This is a genomic window from Aurantimonas manganoxydans SI85-9A1, assembly GCF_000153465.1.
Taxonomy (GTDB): Bacteria; Pseudomonadota; Alphaproteobacteria; order Rhizobiales; family Rhizobiaceae; genus Aurantimonas; species Aurantimonas manganoxydans.
The window spans coordinates 2,355,056-2,376,925 of record NZ_CH672387.1; the positions used below are offsets into that span (position 1 = coordinate 2,355,056).

At 67.4% G+C, this 21,870-nt stretch carries 20 protein-coding genes and 1 tRNA gene; 6 read left to right on the forward strand and 15 right to left on the reverse strand.

Annotated features, from left to right (window positions below; translation table 11 throughout):
• Nucleotides 1–173: 173 nt before the first annotated feature.
• A complete protein-coding gene (gene dgcA / locus SI859A1_RS11205; RefSeq protein WP_009209881.1) occupies nucleotides 174–1,154 on the forward strand; it encodes an N-acetyl-D-Glu racemase DgcA in 981 nt (326 codons plus the stop codon).
• Between the two features lie 54 nt (nucleotides 1,155–1,208).
• Here dgcA and SI859A1_RS11210 read toward each other — a convergent pair whose 3' ends face one another.
• Both SI859A1_RS11210 and SI859A1_RS11215 read right to left on the reverse strand, forming a co-directional pair.
• Nucleotides 1,209–2,237 (reverse strand): glycosyltransferase family 4 protein, encoded by a 1,029-nt coding sequence (locus SI859A1_RS11210; RefSeq protein WP_009209882.1) that lies wholly within the window; start codon nucleotides 2,235–2,237, stop codon nucleotides 1,209–1,211.
• 1 nt (nucleotide 2,238) lies between these two features.
• Nucleotides 2,239–3,081: a UDP-2,3-diacylglucosamine diphosphatase gene (locus SI859A1_RS11215; protein WP_009209883.1), complete on the reverse strand. Its 843-nt coding sequence runs from the start codon at nucleotides 3,079–3,081 to the stop codon at nucleotides 2,239–2,241.
• A 202-nt stretch (nucleotides 3,082–3,283) separates the two neighbouring features.
• Here SI859A1_RS11215 and SI859A1_RS11220 point away from each other — a divergent pair, with 202 nt between their 5' ends.
• Nucleotides 3,284–5,590: an NADP-dependent malic enzyme gene (locus tag SI859A1_RS11220; protein ID WP_009209884.1), complete on the forward strand. Its 2,307-nt coding sequence runs from the start codon at nucleotides 3,284–3,286 to the stop codon at nucleotides 5,588–5,590.
• 36 nt (nucleotides 5,591–5,626) lie between these two features.
• Here the strand turns inward: SI859A1_RS11220 and gltX are convergent, their stop codons facing one another.
• The 4 genes from gltX to SI859A1_RS11240 all read right to left on the reverse strand — a co-directional run bounded on the left by gltX (nucleotide 5,627) and on the right by SI859A1_RS11240 (nucleotide 10,440).
• A complete protein-coding gene (gene gltX, locus SI859A1_RS11225; RefSeq protein WP_009209885.1) occupies nucleotides 5,627–7,000 on the reverse strand; it encodes a glutamate--tRNA ligase in 1,374 nt (457 codons plus the stop codon).
• 59 nt (nucleotides 7,001–7,059) lie between these two features.
• The gene (locus SI859A1_RS11230) at nucleotides 7,060–8,340 is read right to left on the reverse strand and encodes an MFS transporter (RefSeq protein WP_009209886.1); all 1,281 of its coding nucleotides are present in this window, start codon (nucleotides 8,338–8,340) and stop codon (nucleotides 7,060–7,062) included.
• Nucleotides 8,341–8,488: 148 nt separating this feature from the next.
• Entirely contained in the window at nucleotides 8,489–8,785 is a 297-nt protein-coding gene (locus SI859A1_RS11235; protein ID WP_040325705.1) for a hypothetical protein, read from the reverse strand.
• A 38-nt stretch (nucleotides 8,786–8,823) separates the two neighbouring features.
• Complete coding sequence (locus SI859A1_RS11240) at nucleotides 8,824–10,440, reverse strand: nitrilase-related carbon-nitrogen hydrolase (protein ID WP_009209887.1); 1,617 nt, start codon at nucleotides 10,438–10,440, stop codon at nucleotides 8,824–8,826.
• 405 nt (nucleotides 10,441–10,845) lie between these two features.
• On the opposite strand from SI859A1_RS11240, the gene SI859A1_RS11245 reads away from it, so the two are divergent.
• Nucleotides 10,846–11,397 (forward strand): DedA family protein, encoded by a 552-nt coding sequence (locus tag SI859A1_RS11245; protein WP_420804768.1) that lies wholly within the window; start codon nucleotides 10,846–10,848, stop codon nucleotides 11,395–11,397.
• Here SI859A1_RS11245 and SI859A1_RS11250 read toward each other — a convergent pair.
• The 4 genes from SI859A1_RS11250 to SI859A1_RS11265 form a co-directional block, all read right to left on the reverse strand.
• A complete protein-coding gene (locus SI859A1_RS11250) occupies nucleotides 11,351–11,941 on the reverse strand; it encodes a hemerythrin domain-containing protein (protein WP_040325706.1) in 591 nt (196 codons plus the stop codon). The genes SI859A1_RS11245 and SI859A1_RS11250 overlap by 47 nt on opposite strands.
• 37 nt (nucleotides 11,942–11,978) lie before the next feature.
• The gene (locus SI859A1_RS11255; RefSeq protein WP_009209890.1) at nucleotides 11,979–12,776 is read right to left on the reverse strand and encodes a dioxygenase family protein; all 798 of its coding nucleotides are present in this window, start codon (nucleotides 12,774–12,776) and stop codon (nucleotides 11,979–11,981) included.
• 171 nt (nucleotides 12,777–12,947) lie between these two features.
• Nucleotides 12,948–14,327 (reverse strand): class II 3-deoxy-7-phosphoheptulonate synthase, encoded by a 1,380-nt coding sequence (locus SI859A1_RS11260; protein WP_040325707.1) that lies wholly within the window; start codon nucleotides 14,325–14,327, stop codon nucleotides 12,948–12,950.
• Between the two features lie 155 nt (nucleotides 14,328–14,482).
• Complete coding sequence (locus tag SI859A1_RS11265; protein ID WP_009209892.1) at nucleotides 14,483–15,127, reverse strand: gamma-glutamylcyclotransferase family protein; 645 nt, start codon at nucleotides 15,125–15,127, stop codon at nucleotides 14,483–14,485.
• A 132-nt stretch (nucleotides 15,128–15,259) separates the two neighbouring features.
• Here SI859A1_RS11265 and SI859A1_RS11270 point away from each other — a divergent pair, with 132 nt between their 5' ends.
• Nucleotides 15,260–16,174 carry an alpha/beta hydrolase family protein gene (locus SI859A1_RS11270; protein WP_009209893.1) on the forward strand — a complete coding sequence of 305 codons (915 nt, stop codon included), beginning with the start codon at nucleotides 15,260–15,262 and terminating at the stop codon, nucleotides 16,172–16,174.
• Nucleotides 16,175–16,184: 10 nt separating this feature from the next.
• On the opposite strand, the gene gor is transcribed toward SI859A1_RS11270, so the two are convergent.
• The 3 genes from gor to rpiA form a co-directional block, all read right to left on the reverse strand.
• Nucleotides 16,185–17,585: a glutathione-disulfide reductase gene (gene gor / locus SI859A1_RS11275; RefSeq protein WP_009209894.1), complete on the reverse strand. Its 1,401-nt coding sequence runs from the start codon at nucleotides 17,583–17,585 to the stop codon at nucleotides 16,185–16,187.
• A gap of 180 nt (nucleotides 17,586–17,765) precedes the next feature.
• On the reverse strand, nucleotides 17,766–18,344 hold the full coding sequence (locus tag SI859A1_RS11280) for a DUF2059 domain-containing protein (protein WP_148233811.1): 579 nt from the start codon (nucleotides 18,342–18,344) through the stop codon (nucleotides 17,766–17,768).
• A gap of 126 nt (nucleotides 18,345–18,470) precedes the next feature.
• Nucleotides 18,471–19,166, reverse strand: coding sequence for a ribose-5-phosphate isomerase RpiA (gene rpiA, locus SI859A1_RS11285; protein WP_009209896.1), 696 nt, complete (start codon nucleotides 19,164–19,166; stop codon nucleotides 18,471–18,473).
• A 172-nt stretch (nucleotides 19,167–19,338) separates the two neighbouring features.
• Here rpiA and SI859A1_RS11290 point away from each other — a divergent pair, with 172 nt between their 5' ends.
• Nucleotides 19,339–20,037, forward strand: coding sequence for an HAD-IA family hydrolase (locus SI859A1_RS11290; RefSeq protein ID WP_040325708.1), 699 nt, complete (start codon nucleotides 19,339–19,341; stop codon nucleotides 20,035–20,037).
• A 71-nt stretch (nucleotides 20,038–20,108) separates the two neighbouring features.
• Nucleotides 20,109–20,183 (forward strand) — tRNA-Val (locus SI859A1_RS11295).
• 200 nt (nucleotides 20,184–20,383) lie between these two features.
• On the opposite strand, the gene SI859A1_RS11300 is transcribed toward SI859A1_RS11295, so the two are convergent.
• Both SI859A1_RS11300 and SI859A1_RS11305 read right to left on the reverse strand, forming a co-directional pair.
• Nucleotides 20,384–21,244 (reverse strand): DUF6692 family protein, encoded by an 861-nt coding sequence (locus tag SI859A1_RS11300; protein WP_009209898.1) that lies wholly within the window; start codon nucleotides 21,242–21,244, stop codon nucleotides 20,384–20,386.
• Nucleotides 21,245–21,259: 15 nt separating this feature from the next.
• Nucleotides 21,260–21,853 carry a c-type cytochrome gene (locus SI859A1_RS11305; protein ID WP_009209899.1) on the reverse strand — a complete coding sequence of 198 codons (594 nt, stop codon included), beginning with the start codon at nucleotides 21,851–21,853 and terminating at the stop codon, nucleotides 21,260–21,262.
• Nucleotides 21,854–21,870 lie beyond the last annotated feature (17 nt).

Here is a 21,870-nt window from a genome sequence, read left to right on the forward strand (position 1 = left end):
TGGAAGAACCTGCTTGAGAACCATGTCAGCGCCACGGGCGGGCACCACGCTTGACGCGGTGCCGATTCGCGGCGACGCAGAACAGGGGCCTATCTGGCACCACCTTTAGGCGTCCAGTCACGTCTTGTCATGGAATGACCGCCGCAGCGGCGGCCGTTGAGGATGTTTTCACCATGCCGCGTCGTCTTTCAGTCACAGTCGAGCATTTCCCGCTGGCGCAGGAGTTCCGGATCGCCCGCGGCGCGAAGACCGAGGCGGTGGTCGTGACGGCGCAGATCGGCGACGAATTCGGCGAGGGTCGCGGCGAATGCGTGCCCTATGCGCGCTATGGCGAGAGCATCGACAGTGTCCGCGAACAGATCGAGGAGGTGCGCGCCGCGATCGAGGCCGGCGCGTCGCGCGAACGGATCGGCGAGCTGCTCCCGGCGGGCGCGGCCCGCAACGCGGTGGACTGCGCCCTGTGGGACCTGGAAGCCAAGTCGAACAGCCGGAGAGCCGCGTCGATCATCTGCGGCAGCGCTCCGCGCCCGGTGGAAACGGCCTATACGATCGGGCTCGGCGATGCCGACAGCATGGGAGCCGCCGCACGGGTCGCCAACCGCTCGCTGTTGAAGGTGAAGGTCGGCACCGCCGACGATGTCGGTCGCATCCGGGCCGTCCATGCCGCCTCGCGGCATTCGAAGCTGATCCTCGACGCCAATGAGGGCTGGAGCGCCGACAACATTCGCGAGCACATGCTGGCGGCGGCCGCGGCCAACGCCGTTCTCGTGGAGCAGCCCCTGCCGGCCGGCGACGACGCCATCCTCGCCGACATTCCGCATCCGGTGCCGATCTGCGCCGATGAATCGGTGCACACCGCGGATGACCTCGACAAGCTCGTCGGGCTCTACGACTTCGTGAACGTCAAGCTCGACAAGACCGGCGGGCTGACCGAGGGCCTGCGGTTGGTCCAGCGCGCCCACGAGATGGGGTTTGGCGTGATGATCGGCTGCATGGTGGGCACCTCGCTGGCGATGGCGCCGGCGGTGCTGCTCGCGCAGGTGGCGGAGTTCGTCGATCTCGACGGCCCCCTGCTCCTGGCCAAGGACCGCAGCGGCGGCCTCGTCTATACGGATGCCACGGTCTCGCCGCCGAGCGCGAAGCTCTGGGGCTAGGCGATTTGTCTCTGCCGAGCTGATGCAACGCATTCGGCGCTGGCGCCGAACCGGTCAGCCGGCGAGCTGAAGTTCCGGCTGAACCTGCAGCGCCTCGGTCGCCGACAGGAAGATGTCGGCGCAGGCCTGCCAGCTATAGGCGAGCGAGCGCTCCAGCGCGTCGGCCCGATCCAGCGTCAGCGCGGCAAGGCACGCCTCGCGCAGATCTGAGGAGATGCAGCCGGCCTTCGTGTTGCCGGCGACATCCAGGGGTCCGGGCTCCGGATAGGCCGCCACCGGCACGCCGCAGGCCAGTGCCTCGATGAGCACGATGCCGAAAGTGTCGGTGAGCGACGGGAACACGAAGACGTCGGCCGCCGCGTAGCAGCGGCTGAGCGCCTCGCCGGTCTGGCTGCCGGCAAAATGCACGTCCGGGTAGCGCCGGCGCAGTTCGGGCAGCATCGGCCCGTCGCCGACGACGACCTTGGAGCCCGGCAGGTCGAGATCGAGAAAGGTCTCGATGTTCTTTTCCGGCGCGACCCGCGAGACGGTCAGGAAGACCGGTCCCGGCAGGCCGAGATCGACCTTCGGCTGCGGCCGGAACAGGCTGCGGTCGACGCCGCGGGTCCAGGTGACGAGATTGGCGAAGCCGAACCCCGCCAGCGTCCGGCGCATCGATTCGGTCGGCACCAGGCAGGCGGTGGCCGGCGCATGGAAACGCCGCAGCAGCGCGTAGGTCAGGTTCTCGGGGATCGGCGCCCGCTTGCTGAGATATTCGGGGAACCGGGTGTGGAAGCTGGTGGTGAAGGGTCGGCCAGTGCGCAGCGCCGCCCGGCGCGCCGCATAGCCGATCGGTCCTTCGGTGGCGATGTGGATGACGTCGGGCTGATAGTCGCGGATGATGCGGCCGAGCGCGTCGGCCGAAGCCAGCGCCAGCCGGATCTCCGGATAGGTCGGACAGGCGACGGTGCGAAAGTCGGAGGGGCCGACGATGCGCACGTCCCTGCCCCGGCCCCGAAGCTCCTGGGCAAGGCTCGACAGGGTGCGCACGACGCCGTTGACCTGCGGCTCCCAGGCGTCGGTGGCGATCAGGATGCGGGTCATGTCAGGCCGCCTCGACGCGAGCCGCGTCCGGCTCGGCGGTCTCGCGCTGGGATACCACCTCGGGCGCCGCGGAGCGCTCGCCGGCCAGATGCGCCCAGTGGATGAGCTCGAAGGAGCCGTCATGGCGCTCGGCCACCGCGGTGCAGCTTTCGACCCAGTCGCCGGTATTCACATATTCGACCGCGCCGTGACGGGTCATCTGCGCATGGTGGATATGGCCGCAGATGACGCCGTCGCAGCCATGGCGCGCCGCCTCGTCGGCCAGCGCCGTCTCGAAGGCGCCGATGAAGTTGACGGCGTTCTTGACCTTCAGCTTGGCCCATTGCGAGATCGACCAGTAGGGAAAGCCGAGCCGCCGGCGGACATAGTTGAAGACGACATTGATGGAGATCGCCATGTCGTAGGCCCAGTCGCCGAGATAGGCCAGCAGCCGGGCGTTGCGGACGACCACGTCGAATTCGTCACCATGCATCACCAGGAAACGGCGGCCGTCGGCAGTCGTGTGGATGTCGGTGCGCTTGACCTCGACACCGCCGAAATGATGGCCGGGAAAATCGCGCAGGAACTCGTCGTGATTGCCGGGCACATAGACGATGCGGGCGCCCTTGCGCGCCTTGCGCAGCAGCTTCTGCACCACGTCGTTATGGGCCTGCGGCCAGTGCCAGGAGCGCTTCAGCCGCCAGCCGTCGATGATGTCGCCGACGAGATAGATCGTCTCGGCATCGTGCAGGCGCAGGAATTCGACCAGCATCTCGGCCTGGGCCGCCTTGGAGCCCAGATGCACGTCGGACAGGAACAATGTCCGGAAATGCCGCGCCGTCGTCAGCTTGTGCATGGTCGCCATCCCGTGCCTTGCCCCGGTTAAAGCCTTTGCGCTGCTCGGGAAATGCACGATTCTGATTGCAGTCGTGTGACGCTCCGGCAGCTCGCCCCGGCGGTGGACGAGCGGCGCGGTCCGGTTGCCTGCCGGGATCGATACGTTAGAAGAAGCGCGACACGTCGCCGCCGCCATCATCGCGCGGCGACGCCGGGATGGAGGAGCAGGAATGTCCGAACAGGAAACCGCCAAGGATCGGCCGAACATGGGCGATCTCGACGAACAGGCCCTCTTCTATCACCGCTATCCCAAGCCCGGAAAACTGGCGATTCAGGCGACCAAGACCCTGGGCAACCAGCGCGATCTGGCGCTGGCCTATTCGCCGGGCGTCGCCGCGCCGTGCCTCGCCATCGAGGCCGATCCGTCGCTGGCGGCTCTCTACACCAGCCGCGCCAATCTCGTCGGCGTGGTCTCCAACGGCACCGCCGTTCTCGGTCTGGGCAATATCGGCCCCCTCGCCTCCAAGCCGGTGATGGAAGGCAAGGCGGTCCTGTTCAAGAAATTCGCCGACATCGACGTCTTCGACATCGAGATCGACGCCCACGAGATCGACCATATCTGCGACGTCGTCGCGGCAATGGAGCCGACCTTCGGCGGCATCAATCTCGAGGACATCAAGGCGCCGGAATGCTTCGAGGTCGAGTCGCGGCTGCGTGAGCGCATGGCGATCCCGGTCTTCCACGACGACCAGCACGGCACCGCGATCATCGTGGCGGCGGCAATCCGCAACGGGCTGATGCTGGCCGGCAAGTCGCTGGAGAACGCCAAGATCGTCACCTCCGGTGCGGGCGCGGCGGCGATCGCCTGCCTCAATCTCCTTGTCGAGCTCGGCGCCAAGCGCGAGAACATCACCTGTACCGACATCGAGGGCGTGGTCTATGAGGGCCGCGAGAAGCGGATGGACCGCTGGATGGCGGTCTATGCCAAAAAGACCGACAAGCGGACCCTCGCCGAGGTCATCGACGGGGCCGACGTCTTCCTCGGCCTGTCGGCCGGCGGTGTCCTGAAGCCCGAGCTTCTGGAAAAGATGGCCGCAAAGCCGATGATCATGGCGCTGGCCAATCCGAAACCGGAGATCATGCCGGACCTCGCCAAGCAGGTGCGGCCGGACGCGATGATCTGCACCGGGCGCTCGGACTTCCCGAACCAGGTCAACAACGTCCTGTGCTTCCCCTACATCTTCCGCGGCGCGCTGGACTGCGGCGCCACCGGCATCACCGAGGGCATGAAGACCGCCGCGGTCGACGCCATCGCGGCGCTGGCCCGCGAGGAGGTCTCCGAGGTCGCGGCCAAGGCCTATGGCTCGGACACGCCGGTCTTCGGGCCGGACTATCTGATTCCCGCCCCCTTCGACCCGCGGCTGATTCTGAAGATCGCCCCGGCCGTCGCCCGGGCCGCGGTCGCCGACGGCGTCGCCACACGGCCGATCGAGGACATGCCGGCCTATCTCGACCGGCTGAACCGCTTCGTCTTCCGCTCCGGCCTGATCATGAAGCCGATCTTCCGCATCGCGACGGATTCCGGCAAGCGCGTGATCTTCTCCGACGGCGAGGACGAGCGGGTGCTGCGCGCCGCACAGGTGCTTCTGGAAGAGAAGATCTGCGCGCCGATCCTGATCGGCCGTCCCGGCGTCATCGCCGCCCGGCTCGAGCGCTACGGCCTGCGGATCCGGCCGAACGAGGATTTCGAGGTCATCAACCCCGAGGACGATCCGCGCTACCGCGACTATGTCGACCATTATTTCTCGAAGGTCGGCCGCAAGGGCGTCAATCCGGACACCGCCCGCACGATCGTGCGCACCAACACCACGGTGATCGGCGCCGTCGCGGTGTCGCGCGGCGAGGCCGACGCGCTGGTCTGCGGGCTGGAAGGACGCTTCCCGCACCATGTCCGCGACATCAGCCAGGTCGTGGGTGTGCGTGACGAGGCGCACAAATTCGCCGCCATGAGCCTCCTCATCTCGCAGGAGGACACCAAGTTCTTCCTCGACACCTATGTCCAGCGCGATCCGTCGGCGGAAGATCTGGTGGAGATGACGCTTCTGGCGGCCGCCGAGATGCGCCGCTTCGGCATCGAGCCGAAGGTTGCCCTCGTCTCGCATTCCAATTTCGGCTCCGACGACACGAGCGCGACCCGCAAGATGCGCGACGCCGTGAAGATGCTGAAGGCGCGGGCGCCGGAGCTGGAAGTCGACGGCGAGATGCATGGCGATTCGGCGCTGAACACGACGATGCGCGAGCGCACCATGCCGCAGTCGACGCTGAAGGGCGAAGCCAACCTCCTGGTCTTCCCGAATATCGACGCGGCCAACATCACGCTCAACGTGGTCAAGGAGATGACCGGCGCGCTGCATGTCGGGCCGATCCTGCTCGGCGTTTCCTCGCCCGCCCATGTGATGACGCCGTCGGTGACCTCGCGCGGCGTGGTCAACATGGCCGCCATCGCGACCGCCCAGGCGGTGCAGCTCAGCGACTGATCAGACGCGCCCGGCGAAGACTTGCCGGGCGCTCGCTCAACCGAGACGGGCGAGCGTGCGCTGCCGGCCGATGAGCGGCAGCAGGGCGGCGAGTTCCGGCCCGTGATCGCGACCGGTCAGCGCGAGGCGCAGCGGCATGAACAGCGCCCTGCCCTTGCGCCCGGTCGCCTGCTTCAGGGCGCCGGTCCATTCGCGCCAGGTCTCGGGGCCGAACGCGCCCTCCGGCAGGCTGTCGCGCGCAGCCGTCACGAACTGCCGGTCCTCGTCGGACAGCTCCGGCGTCCGGTCGAGATCGCCAAAGGCCACCTCGGCCCATTCCGCCGCATCGGCGACGCGGGCGCAGTTGGCTCGCACGGTCAGCCAGAACGCCTCGGCATCAGTTGACGGCACGCTCATCGCCGCGAGGCGGTCCGCGACATCGGCGTAGGGCATGGCGTGGACGAGATCGGCGTTGAGGCGGTCGAGTTCCGACGGATCGAACTTCGACGCCGATTGCGAGCTGCCCTCGAACTGCATCCGCTCGGCCAGCGCCGCCAGATCCGGCATGGCGTCGATGGCGCCCGGCAGGCCCACCAGCACCGCAAGGGACGCCACGGCCATGGGCTCGAGGCCGTCCTCGCGCAGCGAGACCAGCGACAGGGCGCCGGAACGCTTCGACAGCCCCTCGCCCGTAATCGTCGTCAGAAGATTGTGGTGGCCGAAGACCGGCGGCGTCAGGTCGAGCGCCTCGAAGATGGCGATCTGGACGCCGGTATTGGTGACGTGGTCGTCGCCCCGGATGACATGGGTCACGCCGACGTCGCCGTCATCGACAATGGACGGCAGGGTGTAGAGGTAGCTGCCGTCGCCGCGCATCAGCACCGGGTCCGACAGCGAGGCGAGGTCGACGGTCTGGGGACCGCGCACGAGATCGTCCCAGTGGATCTCGGTGCGCTGGGGCTGCAGCGGATCGTCGGCGAAGTTCGGCAGCAGGAACCGCCAATGCGGCCTGCGCCCCTCGGCCTCCAATGCCTGACGCTCGTCGTCTGTCAGCCGCAACGCCTCGCGGCCATAGACCGGCGGCAAATTGCGCGCAGCCAGCCGCTTGCGCTTGCGGTCGAGTTCGTCCGGCGTCTCGTAGCACGGATAGAGAAGGCCCGCCGCCTTCAGTCGCTCGGCGGCGCCGTCGTAGAGCGCCAGGCGCTCGGACTGGCGGATGACGCGATCGGGCGCAACGCCGACCCAAGCGAGATCGGCGGCGATCTGGTCGGCGAACTCGGTGCGCGAGCGCTGCTTGTCGGTGTCGTCGAAGCGCAGCACGAAGCGGCCGCCCTGCCGCTGCGCGAACAGCCAGTTGAACAGCGCGGTGCGCAGATTGCCGATATGCAGATGCCCGGTGGGCGACGGCGCGAAGCGGACGGTGACGGTCATGGCCTCGACCTAGCGAACGCCGCGCCGGGTGGCAATCGGCACCGGTAGCGACGGGCCGATCAGGTCTCGTGCGGCTGCGGGTCGATGCGGTCGACGGTGCGGCTTGCCCCCGGCGCGGGCGCGTTGCCCAGATTCGCTTTCGGCGCCAGCCGGCCGGCCAGCAGCGCCATGGCGATGGTCATCACCAGGCAATATAGCCCCATGGCGTCGATCTGCAGCGGGTAAGGCACCCCGAGATCGATGAGGATGCCGGTCACGCCCGGCCCGAGCGCCGAGGCCAGCACCATCAGAGCGACGGTCAGGGAGCGGATCGCGCCCAGATGCTTGACGCCGTAGAGCTCCGGCCACAGGGCGCCGAGCAGCGTCGAGGAGAAGCCGTTGGACACGCCGAGGCAGATCATGAAGACGAAGATCGCCGCCTCGGCGGTGAAATTGGCCGCGATGAAACAGGCGATCGTCAGTGGGATCAGGAAATAAGGCAGCAGTCTGAGGGCACTGTAGCGATCGACCATCCAGCCGCAGACGAGTGCGAAGACGACGGTGACCGCCGACATCACCGCGAAGCCCGCGGCGAAGACCTCCAGCGACCAGCCGCGCAGTTCGGTCAGATAGACCTGATGGAAGAACAGCGTCGTGCCGATGAACGGCGGCGCCAGTACGCTCATCGAGACGAGGTAGAAGCGCGGGCTGCGCAGGACCTCGGCCATGGTCCAGTCGGCAACGTCGGGGATCAGCGTTCCCGGCGGCTCCGACTGGGGATCGCGCTCGCGATGGACCAGCGCGACGATGGTCGGGAGCGCAACCAGGATGAGGATCGCGGCGCTTGCGACCCAGGTGCCGCGCCAGCCGAAGGCACCGGCGGCGAGCACGAAGATCAGCGGAAAGAAGCCGGTGCCCGCATGATTGCCAAGGGTCACCAGCGCCATGGCGCGGCCCCGATTGGCGGCGAACCAGCGCCCGGTCGTCGTCATGGAGATTTCGGTCATCATGCCCTGGCCGAACAGGCGCAGCAGGTAGATGGCGAGGATCAGCAGCGGCACCGAGCTCGACACCGCCATGGCCAACGTCGCGATGGCAAGGCAGACGACGGTGACCGCCGCGACCCGCCAGGCCGGATAGCGGTCGAGGGTCCAGCCGAGAAACGGCAGCGTTGCGGCGCTGGCGAGGGTCGCCAGCATGTAAATCATGCCGAACTCGCCATTCGTCAGATCGTAGTCGCGCCGGATATCGCCATTCGACAGCGAGACGAAGAAGGTCTGTCCGAAGGACGAGAAGAAGCACAGCAGGAAACCGCCGCCGAGCCAGCGCGCATTCGTGCCGATGAAGGTCAGAAACTGCATGGGACTCCGGGCCGTGGGCGGCGTCGCCGGGCAGGCCCGAAGGCGGCGCGGCGGAAAAGACCGCCTCCCTTAGCATTTGAGAGGCTGCCCGCGCCAGAGCGCCCCTGCCGCGACATCGCAGAGCGTCAGCCGGCCATGGTCCCGAGGGTCAGACCGCGACGCGAATGGGCACGCCCGTCGCCAGCAACCAGCCGAACAGCAGCAGGCCGGCGATCAGGAAGACGCCACCGAGCACGAGCTGGCGCGCGGCATAGCGGCGTTCGGGCTCGAGCTCGGCACCGAAGGCCCCGGACCGCAAGACTTGGAAATAGCCGCCGAACTGGAAGCTCACGCGGTGCCCCGTCGCCCTCCAGATGCGGCGCATGACGAGGAAATACCGCAGCATGAACAGCGCCCCGACGGCAACGCCGACGGTGGCGAGGGTATCGGGCGGTGGTATCTCCATCGGGTCGTCTCCTTGCATGTCCGCCGGCGAAGCGGTGGTCAGATGCGGCCGGTGCGCGGTGGGGTGGCTCTCGCATCCAGCCTGAGGCCGGGTGTGGTCGGCGACCGGCGCAGCGCGGTCCGGATCAGCCTCTCGGCGATCGCTTGTACCATTGCCCGGTCAAATCCCGCCGCCACGACCGCATCGACGTCGCCGTCACAGGCGAAGAGCCGCTCCGCGACCGTCTCGGCGTCCTGCGCGCCTGCGTCGTCTGTCGGCGTTCCCGTCGGCGCAGCAACCGGCCATTCGAGGAACGGCATCGCGTCCGCGCCAAGACTATCGGCAGGACGATGGCCACGCCGCCACCGGGCAAGGTCGGCGAGATCACTGCGGGATAGATCGGCGATCGGGTTCAATCCGGCGGCCAGAACGCCATCGGCCTCGCCGTTGCCCAGGCGCAAAGCCGTCCGATTTGTCGCGCCGAGCAAAGCCGCGCCGGTGCGCTCGGCCAGCGCGACAAGCAAGGCCCCACGCATCTGCGCGCGCGCCGCTCTCGACGCTGGTACGTCCGACACGTCGTCGTCGGCCGTCATCGCTGCGAGGACAGGCGTGAGGGGCAAAACATGGCACGCAATCCCAAGCTGGGCAGCGCCGGTCCTCACCGCGTCCGTATCGGCGGTGTCGCGGTCCGCGTCCGGCGTCAGCAGCCCCTTCACGAGCGACGGTCCCATCGCGTCCACGGCCATGGCCGCGACGATCGCCGTGTCGGCGTCGCCATGCAGTGCGAGCGCGACCGTCTCTGTGCCTTGCGCTTCGGCATGAGCGCGGATGGCGCAGACGCAGGCGCGCCAGATGGCTTCCTCCGGCCCCGGCAGATCGACCACGTCCCGGGTCTCGCAGCGCCAGCCCGACGCGGTCCGCTGCCAGTCGGACAGGAAGAGCCCGGCCCCGAATTGCGGGCTTTGCAGCGCCAGCGTCCGGTCGGCCTGGAAGGCGAAGGCGCCGCCGTCCATGACGCCGACGCCCTGCCCGCCGACTCCATTGACGAACACCATCGGCAGATCGGTCTCGATCACCTGCCGCAGCACCGCCTGGTGGCGCCGGTCGATCCCGTCGCGGCGGAACGGCATGGCGCTGGGCGCCAGCAGCAACTCGGCCCCGGATTCGGCCAGGGTCTCGCAGACGTCGAGATCGCCCCGGAGATCGTCGCCGATGGGAATGCCGAGGCGTAGGCCGCGAAAGGCCACCGGGCCCGGCATCGGTCCGGCCCGGTAGGCGGGCGGCTCCTCGAAGCTGCGGGCGTGCGGCAGGTCGACCCGGTCGCGCCAGGTCAAGATACGCCCGGCGTCAAGGACAGCGACCGAATCGTGCACACCGTCATCGCTGCGGCGCGGGCTGCCGATCACAAGGCCCGGCCCGCCATAGCCGGTGTCGTTGGCCAATTGATCGACGGCATCCATGCAGGCCGACACGAAGGCGGCGGCGAGCGGACTGTCGGGGTGCGGAGAGCCGGCCAGGAAGCCTGCGGGAAAGACGACGAGCTGGGCCCCGGCACCGGCCGCCTCGTCGCGGGCAGCACGGGCCTTGGCGAGATTGCCGGCGAGATCGCCCGGAATCGCCGCGATCTGGGCAATGGCCAGCCGCAGCCGTCCGTTGAGATTGTCGTCGTGCGGCATTGTCAGCCTGTTCCGGTTGTCGCCGCGCCGCGCCTTGCGGGATGGCGTTGCCGCCCCTTAGCAAGGCGGCCGGCCGCATGCGAGCCCACCGGTCATGCGAGCGCTCCGGCCCTTTCCCGAGGCGTCGCGAACCGCACCGCTGCGACACCGTGCATAGCGAGAACGCACGAAGCCACTTTTTTGCGCCTCAAAACTCTGCAACAAGCGCCGCCAGACTGGAACGCGACGGGACGGTCGGCGGCTGCACGCCGTTTCGCCGCGATGTTCGGAGCCCACGTGTACGAAATCCTGCGCCTCATTTCCGAATTCGGACCGATCATCGTCCTTGCCGGGACGTTCTTCGAAGGCGAGGTTTTTGCGATCATCGGCGGGTTTCTGGCCTATCGCGGCACCTATCCGTTCCAGATGATGATCGCGCTGGCCTTCGTCGGCTCCTTCATCGGCGACTTCGCCGTGTTCCTCTTTGCGCGCTATTCGTCGAATCACCGCTGGGTGGCGCGCTGGCGCAGCCGCAAGAAATTCGCCAAGGCGCTGCAGCTCGTCGAGCGCTACCAGGCGTTCTTCGTCATCGTGAACCGCTACATCTACGGCCTGCGCATGCCGGGGCTGATCGCGCTCGGGCTGTCGCGCATCTCGATCGCCCGCTTCGCCATTCTCAATCTGATCGGCGCGGCCCTCTGGGCCGGCATCTTCACCAGCGTCGGCTACGTCTTCGGCTATTCCATCGGCTCGGTCTTCGCGCGGCTGGAGGTCATGGAGCGCGGTCTCGGCATCACGCTGGCGGTCATCGCCGTCGCACTGACACTGTGGTTCGCCTGGCGGCAATGGGGACCGGCGCTGATCAGCCGGGTGCGCAACGGCCGCGGTCCCGACGACGACCAGCGCCGGCTGCCCTCCAAGCTCGCGCGGATCAAATCCCGATCGCAGCCTCTCCGCGGTCCAGGATCAGAGGAATGATCAGGTCCTCCTCGTCGGCGAGATGCCGCACGAGGCGATCGAGCAGCCGGCCGCTCGCTTCGGCATAGGCATCGCCCGCATAGCGTGCCGCATCCGGCGGCACCGCCCCGCCCCCCGTCTCCTCTGCCAGAAACCGGTTTGCCGTTTCGGCTACCGCCATCAGGTCCGCGTGGATCACCTCATGGTCGTTCTCCAGAAGCTCGAAGCCCGGCGAGAGACGGGATTCGGCGCGCACGAAGACCGGAAAGTAATGGTGGTCCTCGATCTGGTGATGATCTTCGAGCTGGGTCAGGAAGAATTGCAGCCGCGGCGCGAACCAGCGGCGAAACGGGTCGAGCGCCACTTCGCCCTCGCGGTGCTGCGACAGCGCCTCCTGCATCGCGGCGCCGAGTTCGCGGAACATGTCGTGGCGCTGCAGCCAGAACCGGGCCGTCGCACCGAGATTGGCATGATCGGTCCATGTCTCCCGCGGATATTTCCGCAGGAGTTCGGTCAGATCGACCGGCAGGCCGGTGCGGGTGTCGAGATCGAAACTCTGCTTCATCGCTGCTGAACCTGCGTTTTCATTCCGGTCCCTGCCGTCAGCGGAACGCGAAGGCGTCCATAGACAGGACGCCGAAATCCCGGCTGGCATGCAGCCATTCGCCCTTTGCGCCTCGCCCTGCCGCCCCGAGCGCGACATGCAGCGGCATGAGATGCTCGTCGGTCGGATGGTTCTTCTCGGCGAAGGGCGCCTGCCGGCGGTAGTCGGCCAGGGCCGCGCGGTCTCCGGCAACGAGCCGGTCGCCCATCCAGTCGACGAATCGCGCCACCCAGTCCGGCGTCACATCGACCCTGATGCCCTGCCTGATCCGGTCGAACGCTTCCGGCAGATTGTGGGTGAAGGACCCGGAGCCGATCACCAGCACGCCCTCGCCCCGCAGATCCGAGAGCGCCGCGCCGAGGTCCAGATGATAGGCGGCATCGCGCGTCGGATCGACCGACACCTGCACGACGGGAATGTCGGCGCCCGGATAGGCCAGCAGGAGCGGCACCCAGGTGCCGTGGTCGAAGCCACGCCCGGCGACGGCTTCCGCGTCGAACCCCGCCTCCGCAAGAAGGAAGACGATCCGCTGCGCCAGTTCGGGATCGCCCGGCGCCGGATAGCGCATCTCGAACAGCCGCGGATCGAAATTGCCGAAATCGTGGATCGTCTCCGGCGCCGCGTCGCTCGTGACGCCGACGCGGCCGTCACGCTCGAAATGGGCGCTGGCGACGAGGATCGCGCGGGGCACCGGCAGGTCGGCGGCGAGTGTCCGCAGGAATGCGGCGGCCTGCGTATCGGCGACGGCGGTATCGGGCGCGCCGTGGGAGAGGAAGAGCGTCGGCATCGCGGACATGGCGGGAACTCCGTTCGTATCTCAGCCTAACCGGTCATGGCCGCGGCGGCAGGCCCGCATATCCCGACAGACCGTCCACCCCTCAAACGAAAACCGGGCGCAGCGCTGCGCCCGGTCTCCATCATATCCTGTGCGCCGCCCATTGCCGGACGGCGCGAAGTGGCATGAGCCTCAGCCGGCTGCGACCTTGCGGGCCGCGTCCTCGGCATGGTCCTTCTTGACCAGCTCGGCGACGAGGAAGGCCAGTTCCAGCGCCTGGTTGGCGTTGAGGCGCGGATCGCAATGGGTGTGGTAGCGATCCGACAGATCCTCGGCCAGCACTGGCCGCGCACCGCCGGTGCACTCGGTCACGTCCTTGCCGGTCATCTCGATATGGATGCCGCCGGCATGGGTGCCTTCCGCCCGGTGGACGTCGAAGAAGGTCTGCACCTCCGACAGGATCCGGTCGAAGGGCCGGGTCTTGTAGTTGTTCAGCGTGATCGTGTTGCCATGCATGGGATCGCAGGACCACACGACCTTGCGGCCTTCCCGCTCGACCGCGCGAACGAGCTTGGGCAGATGCGCCTCGACCTTCTCGTGGCCGAAGCGGGTGATCAGCGTCAGCCGGCCGGCCTTGTTGTCCGGGTTCAGCTTGTCGATCAGGCGCAGCAGCGCATCCGGCTCCATGGACGGGCCACATTTGAGACCGATCGGGTTCTTGATGCCGCGGCAGAACTCGACATGGGCATGGTCTTCCTGGCGGGTGCGATCGCCGATCCAGATCATGTGGCCGGAGGTCGCGTACCAGTCGCCGGAGGTCGAATCGACCCGGGTCATGGCCTCTTCATAGCCAAGCAGCAGCGCCTCGTGGCTGGTGAAGAAATCCGTCTCGCGCAGCGAGGGATGGCTCTCCGCGTCGATGCCGATCGCCCGCATGAAGTTCATGGTCTCGGAGATGCGGTCGGCCAGCGCCCGGTAGCGCTCCGCCTCGGGGCTGCCGCCAACGAAGCCGAGCATCCACTGATGGACGTTGTCGAGATTGGCATAGCCACCCTGTGCGAAGGCGCGCAGGAGGTTCAGCGTCGCCGCCGACTGCCGGTAGGCCATCTCCTGGCGTTCCGGGTTCGGGATGCGCGAGGCCTCGTCGAACTCGATGCCGTTGATGATGTCGCCGCGATAGGACGGCAGCGTCTTGCCGTCGCGGGTCTCGTTGTTGGACGAGCGCGGCTTGGCGAACTGACCGGCGATGCGGCCGACCTTCACCACCGGCTGCGAGGCCGCGAAGGTCAGGACGACGGCCATCTGGAGGAAGGCGCGGAAGAAGTCGCGGATGTTGTCCGCGCCATGCTCGGCGAAGCTCTCGGCGCAGTCGCCGCCCTGCAAGAGGAATCCGCGGCCTTCTGCGACTTCGGCCAGCGAACGGGTCAGCTTGCGCGCCTCACCCGCAAAAACGAGCGGCGGATAGGTCGCCAGACGCTTCTCGGTGTCGGCGAGCGCCGCCGGATCCGGATAGTCCGGTACCTGCTCGATCGGCATGTTGCGCCAGCTCGACGGGGTCCAGTCCTTCGCCATCACATCACTCCTGACCGGTGCGCGCCGGCCGTTCTTCTCGTTGTTCGCTTTGCGAAATTGCGGCCGTGGACGTCACGATCTGACGATCCGCTCCGGCCGGGGCCGCGTTTAAGCATGTCCGGCCGAAATTGTCATCCTTCTCGGGTTCCGCGGCGTCAGATGGCCGGACCCGGATCGATCAGCCGGGCCCCGCGTGCCGCGACAAGCCGGTCGAAGAGCTCGGGTTCCCCGGGCTCCAGCGTCACCGGACGCGGGTAGCGCGGCGCCGCGCGGTCCCGCAGCACGCGGGTCTCGAAGCCTTCGGTCTCGTCGACGAAACGGCGCAGGCCGTCGTCGCCGTAAAGGGCCCGGAACCCCTGCATCACCGCATCGAGATAGCTCTGCAGGATCGCGGCCTGCAGATCGCCGGCGTCGGCCGCGCCACGATGCGCCTCGTAGATATAGATCGGAATGTCGGCGACGGGGGGCCCGTCTACCGTAAGCTTCGACAAATCGACGATCCGGCGAGCATAGCCGGCCTCGCGCTCGTCCACCGACGGCAGGTGGTCGGCGAGATCGTAGACGACGACGCCGTCGATGGCATGGGTGTCGTTCGGCTTGACCGACAGGAGCGCCATCTCGGCGGCAGCGTCGCGCGGCAGCCAGAAGCGCTGCCAGCCCGCCACACTGGCGCGGCGAATGCCGAGGAACCTGGTGCGCAGCGTCCGCCGGTTGACCAGCGAGCCGTAGCCGAAATAGGCGACGACCCGCCCTTCGGCGGCCAGTCGCGGCAGGTCCGGGTGATCGTCGTGAATATCCATGGCGCGGCTCTAACGGAATGGGCGCGCAGATCAAGAGTGGCGGCACCTTCGTCGCGGCGGCGTGACCGACCATGCGGTCTCGCCCAGCCATTTAACCGTTGACGTAAACGGAAGACTGGACACATTGGCGGCATGGATATCGCCGCGACTGCTCCCGCCTCCGCCCGCCCCGTTGCCGGGCGCGACCTCACCCTGACGACGGCCGATGGCGTGACGCTGCCGGCGACGCTGTTTCGCGGCGAGCGGGCCGGCGACGGACCGGCCGTGCTGGTCTCGGCAGCTGCGGCGGTCGAGCGCCGGTTCTATCGCGGCTTCGCCCAGCATCTGGTCGACCAGGGCGCCCGCGGCGTTCTCACCTATGATTATCGCGGCATCGGCGCTTCCGCCCGCGATCGAGGCGCCGGCGCATACCGGATGCAGCACTGGGGCACGCAGGACCTTCCGGCCGCCCTCGCCGCGCTGGAAGCGGCCGCCGGCCCCGGGCCGGTGGTCGGCATCGGCCATTCCTTCGGCGGGCTCGCCATCGGCCTTTGCGGCCTGTCGGCGCGGTTCGACCGCTACGTGATGGTCGCCTCGCTCAATGGCTGGTACGGGCGCACCCGTGAGCCCATGTCGGTGTTCGCCCGGATGAATCTTCTGGGCGTGCCGATGTCGCGGCTGACCGGTCGCATTCCCGGTTCGATCGGCTTCGGCACCGAACTGGCCGGTCCGGTCTTTCGCGACTGGGCGCGCTGGTGCCGCCGGCGCGATTTCTTCTTCGGCGATCCGGCCGTGCCGGAAGCCGCCCGCTTCGCCGATGTCCGGCTGCCATTGCTGTCGGTGGGGATCGAGGACGATCCCTGGGGCACGCCGGCCGCCGTCGGCGCGCTGCTGCAGCGCTTCGAGAATGCCGACCTGTCGGAAATCTGGCTGTCGCCGCGCGACGCCGGCGGCCCGATTGGTCACAAGGGCTTCTTCCGGCGCGACATGCAGGCGACCCTCTGGCCGGTCGTGACCGACTACCTGCTGGCCGGCGTGGAGCCGATCCGGCCCCCCTCGCCGGCCTGAGGGGCTCGCGTCAGCCGGTGATCTTCTCGCCGCCGCGGACCCGGTAGGTCGGCTCGTACATGGTCACCAGTTCCTCGGCGGCCGTCGGATGCACCGCCATGGTCGCGTCGAACTGGTCCTTGGTGACGCCCGCCTTCAGCGCGATGCCGAGTGCCTGGCTGAGTTCGCCGGCATCGGCACCGAGAATGTGGGCACCGACGACCTTGCGGGACGCCGCATCGACGATCAGTTTCATCATCATCTTGCCGCTGCGGCCCGACAGCGTGTTCTTCATCGGCCGGAACGAGGTCCGGTAGATTTCGATCTCATCGTAGGCCTTGCAGGCCTCGGCCTCGGTGATCCCGACCGTGCCGATCTCGGGCTGCGAGAACACAGCCGTCGGGATCGTCGCATAGTCCGGCTTCGTCGGATTGTTCCGGAACGCGGTCTCGACGAAGCACATGGCCTCGTGGATCGCCACCGGGGTCAGCTGCACCCGGTGGGTGACGTCGCCCAGGGCCCAGATGTTGTCGACGCTGGTGCGCGAATAGTCGTCGACGACGATGCCGCCGCGGGAATCGAGCTCGATGCCGACCGCTTCGCAGCCGAGATTCTCGGTGTTCGCCTTGCGCCCGATGGCCAGCATCACCTGGTCGACCACCCGCACCTCGCCGCTGTCGCAACGCGCCTCCATGCGGCCGTCATCAAGCTGCTTCACCTCCACGATGGTATCCTGGCAGACGACGTTGAGACCCTTGTCGACCATCGCCTGATGCAGGTCGTGGCGCAGATCGTCGTCGAAGCCGTTGAGGATCTCCATGCCGCGATAGATCAACGTCGTTTCGACATCGAGCCCGTGGAAGATGTTGGCGAATTCGACAGCGATATAGCCGCCACCCAGGATCAGAATCGACTTCGGCAACTCCGTCAGATGGAAGGCTTCCTCGGAGGTGATGCAGTGTTCGGCGCCGGGCAGGTCCGGATGCGGGTTCGGCCGGCCGCCCACGGCAATGAGGATCTGGTCGGCGGTGACGACGCGATCGTCGGCCAGAAGCCGGATCTCGTGCTGGCCCTCGAGCACGGCGCGGCTGTTGAAGATCTCCGCCCCGGTCTTGGCGACATTGGCCGCATAGAGGTTTTCCAGCCGCTCGATCTCGCGATCCTTGTTGGCCATCAGGGTCGACCAGTCGAAGGAGCGTTCGCCGAAGCACCAGCCATAGCCGGCCGCATCCTCATGCGCCTCGGAGAATTGCGAGGCGTAGACGAAGAGCTTCTTGGGCACGCAGCCGCGGATCACGCAGGTGCCGCCGAAGCGGTATTCCTCGGCGATGGCGACCCGCTTGCCGAGCATGGCCGCACGCCGCGCGGCGCGGACGCCACCAGAACCGCCGCCGATGACGAAGAGATCGTAGTCGTAGCTGTTGCCGCTCACGCTGGCGCTCCCGCTGCTGTCGCCGCCGCTATCCGGACCGCCACCCGGACGGTCGCGCTTGCGGCGCATCGTCGTCTGTCGCCAAAGCGTGCGGCGAGCGCCGCAGGATCGACGGACGTCATATCGGCACGATGACGGACGGCCGCTCCGGCCGACCCTGCCTTCCGTGCCGCCGCATCTTTACTGCGCGGCGTCGGCCGGCGTCATCGGCTCGATCGGCGCCTGGGCCTCGCCGTTCAACGGCGCGTCGCCGGCGGTGCCATAGAGCTCGTTCATGCCCTGGAAGGCGCTTTCGCGCAGATCGCGAACGATGCCATTGCTCCAGACCTGCGCCGCCGCCATCATCTCGCGGGTGGCCACGGGGCCCTGCGCCAGAAGCTTCTTGCCGGGCTCGGACTGGTAGAAATCGGCGATGGCGCGCAGCTCTTCCTCGGTGAACAGCTTGGCGTAGACACGGGCGACCTCGGTCTCCAGCGCCGCCCGGCGCGACGCAAGCGCCAACGCCCGGTCGTCGACCATGGTCGAGATCTTCTCTTCCATGTCAGGGTTGTTCGGGATCAGTTCCGCCTTGGTCTGGGTCGCCGCATTCATCAGGATATTGTCGAACTGGTCCGTCGCGTCGATGGCCTCGATCGTGTCACGGGCCGCGGCGAGATGGGATTCGGTGTATTCCTGAGCGATGGCGTTGGCCGGCAGCACCAGAAGCAGCGCTGCGGCGGCCGCGATGCGGCCCTGGCGTGTCACTCGACTAAACATCATGAACGTCTGTCTCCGTTCGGTTCGCTCCGACGCTGGTCGGACGCGTTCGGCGCTTGAGTATTGGAACTGGCGGCGTGCTGGCAAGGGGAAGCCGGTCGCAGGCACGGCGCGAGGCGCCCGCCATGCTCAGGCTTCGAGCGTTTCCAGCCCGTCGTCCCCGGCCAGGATCACGGTGTTCGCCATGCCGAGGAACAGCCCGTGCTCGACCACGCCGGGCACCGCGAACAATGCCTGCGAGAGGGCTTCTGGATCGCCAATGCGGCCAAAAGATGCGTCGAGAATCAGGTGGCCGTTGTCGGTGATGAAGGGCTCGTCGCCGCTGCGCCGCAGGATCATGTCGCCTTCCAGCCCCAGCCCGGCCGCCGCCTTGCGGATGGCCAGATAGGTGGCAATCATGCCGAAGCCGTTGATCTCGATCGGCAGCGGAAAGGCGCCCAGCGTCTCGACCTTCTTGGAGGCGTCGGCGATCACCAGGAAGCGCTCGGACGCGGCCGCGACGATCTTCTCGCGCAGAAGCGCGCCGCCACCGCCCTTGATCAGCCGCAGCGAACCGTCGACCTCGTCGGCGCCGTCGATGGTGAGATCGAGCTCGGGCACGGTCTCCAGCGTCTCGGTCGGCACGCCGAGTTCGGCGCACAAAGTCTCGGTGCGGTTGGAGGTCGTCACGCCGACGATCTTCATGCCATCGCGAACCCGCTCGGCCAGCACCCGCACGAAGGCTTCGGCGGTCGAGCCGGTGCCGATGCCGAGGCGCATGCCGTCCTCGACATGGGCCAGTGCGGCCTCGCCGGCCATGGTCTTCAGTGTCGCCGAATCCGTCATGGGCGTTCAATCCTCCGCTCGCGCCTCCGAAGCGTCTAGACGGTCCGGCCGGGACTGTCGATGTCACGCGCCGGCCGGGTCCCTGCCAGGCTTGACCTTGCGGACGCGGATTGCGAAGCAAACGCCGATCCGCGGCGTCAGCGCCGGCTCCCGTCACCTGCAAGGACAGATCATGACCGGCATCGCCGTCTTCGACCTCGACGGCACGCTCGTCGACACCGCCCCCGATCTCGCCGCGAGCCTCAACCATTGCCTCGCCGCCGCGTGCATGGCGCCGATGCCGCTCGACGTCGTGCGCCCGCATGCCGGCCATGGCGCCAAGGTGATGCTGCGCGAGGCCTATCGCCGCGACGGCCGCGATATCGACGAGGCCGAGATGCGCGATCAGGTGACGCGCTTCATCGCCTATTACCAGGACCATATCGCCGACCAGTCGCGGCTGTTTCCCGGCGTCCTCGACTCGATGAACCGGCTGGAAGCCGCCGGCATGCGGCTGGCGGTCTGCACCAACAAATACGAGCGGCTGGCCGGCCTGCTGCTGAATGCGCTGGCCGTCGCCGATCGCTTCGCCGCGATCTGCGGCGCCGACACGTTTGCCCGGCGCAAGCCCGACCCGCTGCATCTGAACGAGACGATCGCGCTGGCCGGCGGACGCTCCGACCTGTCGGTGATGGTCGGCGACACGGTGACCGACATCGACACCGCCGTCGCGGCAGGCGTGCCCTCGGTGCTGGTGGATTTCGGCTATGCGCCGGACGCGGCGGCAAGAGCCCGCGCCAGCGTCATCATCGAGGATTATGCCAGCCTCGATATCAGCCTCGTGGAACGGCTCGTCGCCGATGCGGGCAAAGTGACGCGAACGAAGCCGTGAATGGCGGTTGACGCGGGCCACGAAGCGGCACTATATCGCGGCGTCCCCGACGCGGCTCGCCGCGCCGGCTGGGGCGCGTAGCTCAGCGGGAGAGCACCTCGTTCACACCGAGGGGGTCACAGGTTCAATCCCTGTCGCGCCCACCATATTTTCCAGGCTCCGAGACCTCTCGGTTTCAGTCGTTCGACCCTTGCAGCGACTGTTGTCCGCACCGACAGGTGGTCGGCTATGAATTCCACGCTACCGGCGGCATTGCGCTTGCCGCCGGGTGAACTTCTCGCCCGCTCGGGCGTCAGGATGGAGATGTCCGTCGGGCCGAAAACCGGCGTTCGAAGCGTCTCCTCATTCATGCGGGTTCGCATTTGTAGAAGCCGCGATAACCGACCGTCAGCCCCTGATCGAGCGTGAAGACCAGCTCGGCATCGGATCGCCAATCGGCGTCTTCCCCCAACGAACGGACGGCGACGGACACGCCCGACGCACTGTAGGCGACGCCGGTCTCCGTCCGGTCCCGCGCTTCCAGCGGTACGAGAACGCCGTTCAGTTTCATCGCCCCGTCACCGCCGTCCTGTGCGGCCCAGAAGATCGGATCGGTTTCGCGGCTGCGATGGAAGACGCAGCGCGAACCGCCCTGAAGGATCTGATCTGCCTCGGCCTTCGGCATCGGAGAGGGATCGAGCGTCGAGATCAGGGCCTGGCCAAGGGCGTCCTCCACGGTGCCGACCTTCGCCGGCGGGTCCTGATAGATGGAATCGACCGTGTTGCCGTCCGACACCTCGGCGATGAGGTAGCGCATCTCGGCAATCTCGCGCCGCTGCGCCTCGATGATTTCGTCCGCCAGTTTCCGAACGCGCGGATCACGAATCTGGGCCCGCTCCGAGGTCATGATGGCGATGGAGTGGTGCGGAATCATCGCCTGCATGTAGCTCGAACCGGAAACCGTGACCTGGCTGCGCACGAGCCACAGGGAGAGCGCGAAGACGATGACGGCGCCCGCGAAGATCGCGATGTTCAGCGCCTTGTTGGCATACATTCCCAGCATGTAGGCCAGCATGATGACGGCCATGGTGGCGCCCATCAGGATCGCCATGTAGGTGCGCGTCTCCGAAAAGAAGACGTGCTCCAGGGCGTAGGTGTTGAGATACATCAGGACGAACATCACCACGGTCGAGGTGAGGATCATCAGTCCAAATCGCACGTAAGACATCAGTCTGGCTTCTCCCTAATCGGCCTTTGGGGCGGGGGCGATGCCGTCCCCATCTCGAGCTTCACCGCCACCCGCGGGCACACCGTTCCCGTCGGTATCGGCGGCGTCGCCTGTCATCATTCGAAAATCCTCAGAGGTCAGCCCGGGCAACCGCGCCACGAACGCGGTCAGGGCGACGATCTCGTCGGGTTTGTGGTGATCGCCGAAGGCCGGCATCCCCGTCATCCTGATGCCGTTCTCGATGATCCAGCGGATTTCTTCGGGTCGCCACTCTGCCGCTGCTTCCGCCAGATGTGGCGGCTCCGGTCGCATTCCTCGCGACCACTTCGCCGGGTCCTGACCCGGCGCGCCATGGCAGTAGACGCAACTTTCAGCGTAACGAGCCGCGCCTTCAGCGATAAGCTCGTCCGGGAAACTTTCGGGCAACACAACGTCCCCTGCACGTCGTTCGACTGAGCGACGCATCGTCGTGTCCAACGTCCAGCGCACGGCATCGGTATGCTGAGCGGAAGCAGCGATGTTGTATGCTCCGGTATATGTCACAGTGAGCCATATGGCGATTGCGGTCAGGACGGTTCCGAAGATGAGACCGAAACCGAACCTCTTCATCGTTCATCTCTCCCGAT

What these genes read in the sequence shown, in the direction of transcription:
- dgcA (WP_009209881.1), top strand. Translation starts at nt 174, where the DNA reads ATGCCGCGTCGTCTTTCAGTCACAGTCGAGCATTTCCCGCTGGCGCAG.
- SI859A1_RS11210 (WP_009209882.1), bottom strand. Translation starts at nt 2,237, where the DNA reads ATGACCCGCATCCTGATCGCCACCGACGCCTGGGAGCCGCAGGTCAAC.
- SI859A1_RS11215 (WP_009209883.1), bottom strand. Translation starts at nt 3,081, where the DNA reads ATGGCGACCATGCACAAGCTGACGACGGCGCGGCATTTCCGGACATTG.
- SI859A1_RS11220 (WP_009209884.1), top strand. Translation starts at nt 3,284, where the DNA reads ATGTCCGAACAGGAAACCGCCAAGGATCGGCCGAACATGGGCGATCTC.
- gltX (WP_009209885.1), bottom strand. Translation starts at nt 7,000, where the DNA reads ATGACCGTCACCGTCCGCTTCGCGCCGTCGCCCACCGGGCATCTGCAT.
- SI859A1_RS11230 (WP_009209886.1), bottom strand. Translation starts at nt 8,340, where the DNA reads ATGCAGTTTCTGACCTTCATCGGCACGAATGCGCGCTGGCTCGGCGGC.
- SI859A1_RS11235 (WP_040325705.1), bottom strand. Translation starts at nt 8,785, where the DNA reads ATGGAGATACCACCGCCCGATACCCTCGCCACCGTCGGCGTTGCCGTC.
- SI859A1_RS11240 (WP_009209887.1), bottom strand. Translation starts at nt 10,440, where the DNA reads ATGCCGCACGACGACAATCTCAACGGACGGCTGCGGCTGGCCATTGCC.
- SI859A1_RS11245 (WP_420804768.1), top strand. Translation starts at nt 10,846, where the DNA reads ATGATGATCGCGCTGGCCTTCGTCGGCTCCTTCATCGGCGACTTCGCC.
- SI859A1_RS11250 (WP_040325706.1), bottom strand. Translation starts at nt 11,941, where the DNA reads ATGAAGCAGAGTTTCGATCTCGACACCCGCACCGGCCTGCCGGTCGAT.
- SI859A1_RS11255 (WP_009209890.1), bottom strand. Translation starts at nt 12,776, where the DNA reads ATGTCCGCGATGCCGACGCTCTTCCTCTCCCACGGCGCGCCCGATACC.
- SI859A1_RS11260 (WP_040325707.1), bottom strand. Translation starts at nt 14,327, where the DNA reads ATGGCGAAGGACTGGACCCCGTCGAGCTGGCGCAACATGCCGATCGAG.
- SI859A1_RS11265 (WP_009209892.1), bottom strand. Translation starts at nt 15,127, where the DNA reads ATGGATATTCACGACGATCACCCGGACCTGCCGCGACTGGCCGCCGAA.
- SI859A1_RS11270 (WP_009209893.1), top strand. Translation starts at nt 15,260, where the DNA reads ATGGATATCGCCGCGACTGCTCCCGCCTCCGCCCGCCCCGTTGCCGGG.
- SI859A1_RS11280 (WP_148233811.1), bottom strand. Translation starts at nt 18,344, where the DNA reads ATGATGTTTAGTCGAGTGACACGCCAGGGCCGCATCGCGGCCGCCGCA.
- rpiA (WP_009209896.1), bottom strand. Translation starts at nt 19,166, where the DNA reads ATGACGGATTCGGCGACACTGAAGACCATGGCCGGCGAGGCCGCACTG.
- SI859A1_RS11290 (WP_040325708.1), top strand. Translation starts at nt 19,339, where the DNA reads ATGACCGGCATCGCCGTCTTCGACCTCGACGGCACGCTCGTCGACACC.
- SI859A1_RS11300 (WP_009209898.1), bottom strand. Translation starts at nt 21,244, where the DNA reads ATGTCTTACGTGCGATTTGGACTGATGATCCTCACCTCGACCGTGGTG.
- SI859A1_RS11305 (WP_009209899.1), bottom strand. Translation starts at nt 21,853, where the DNA reads ATGAAGAGGTTCGGTTTCGGTCTCATCTTCGGAACCGTCCTGACCGCA.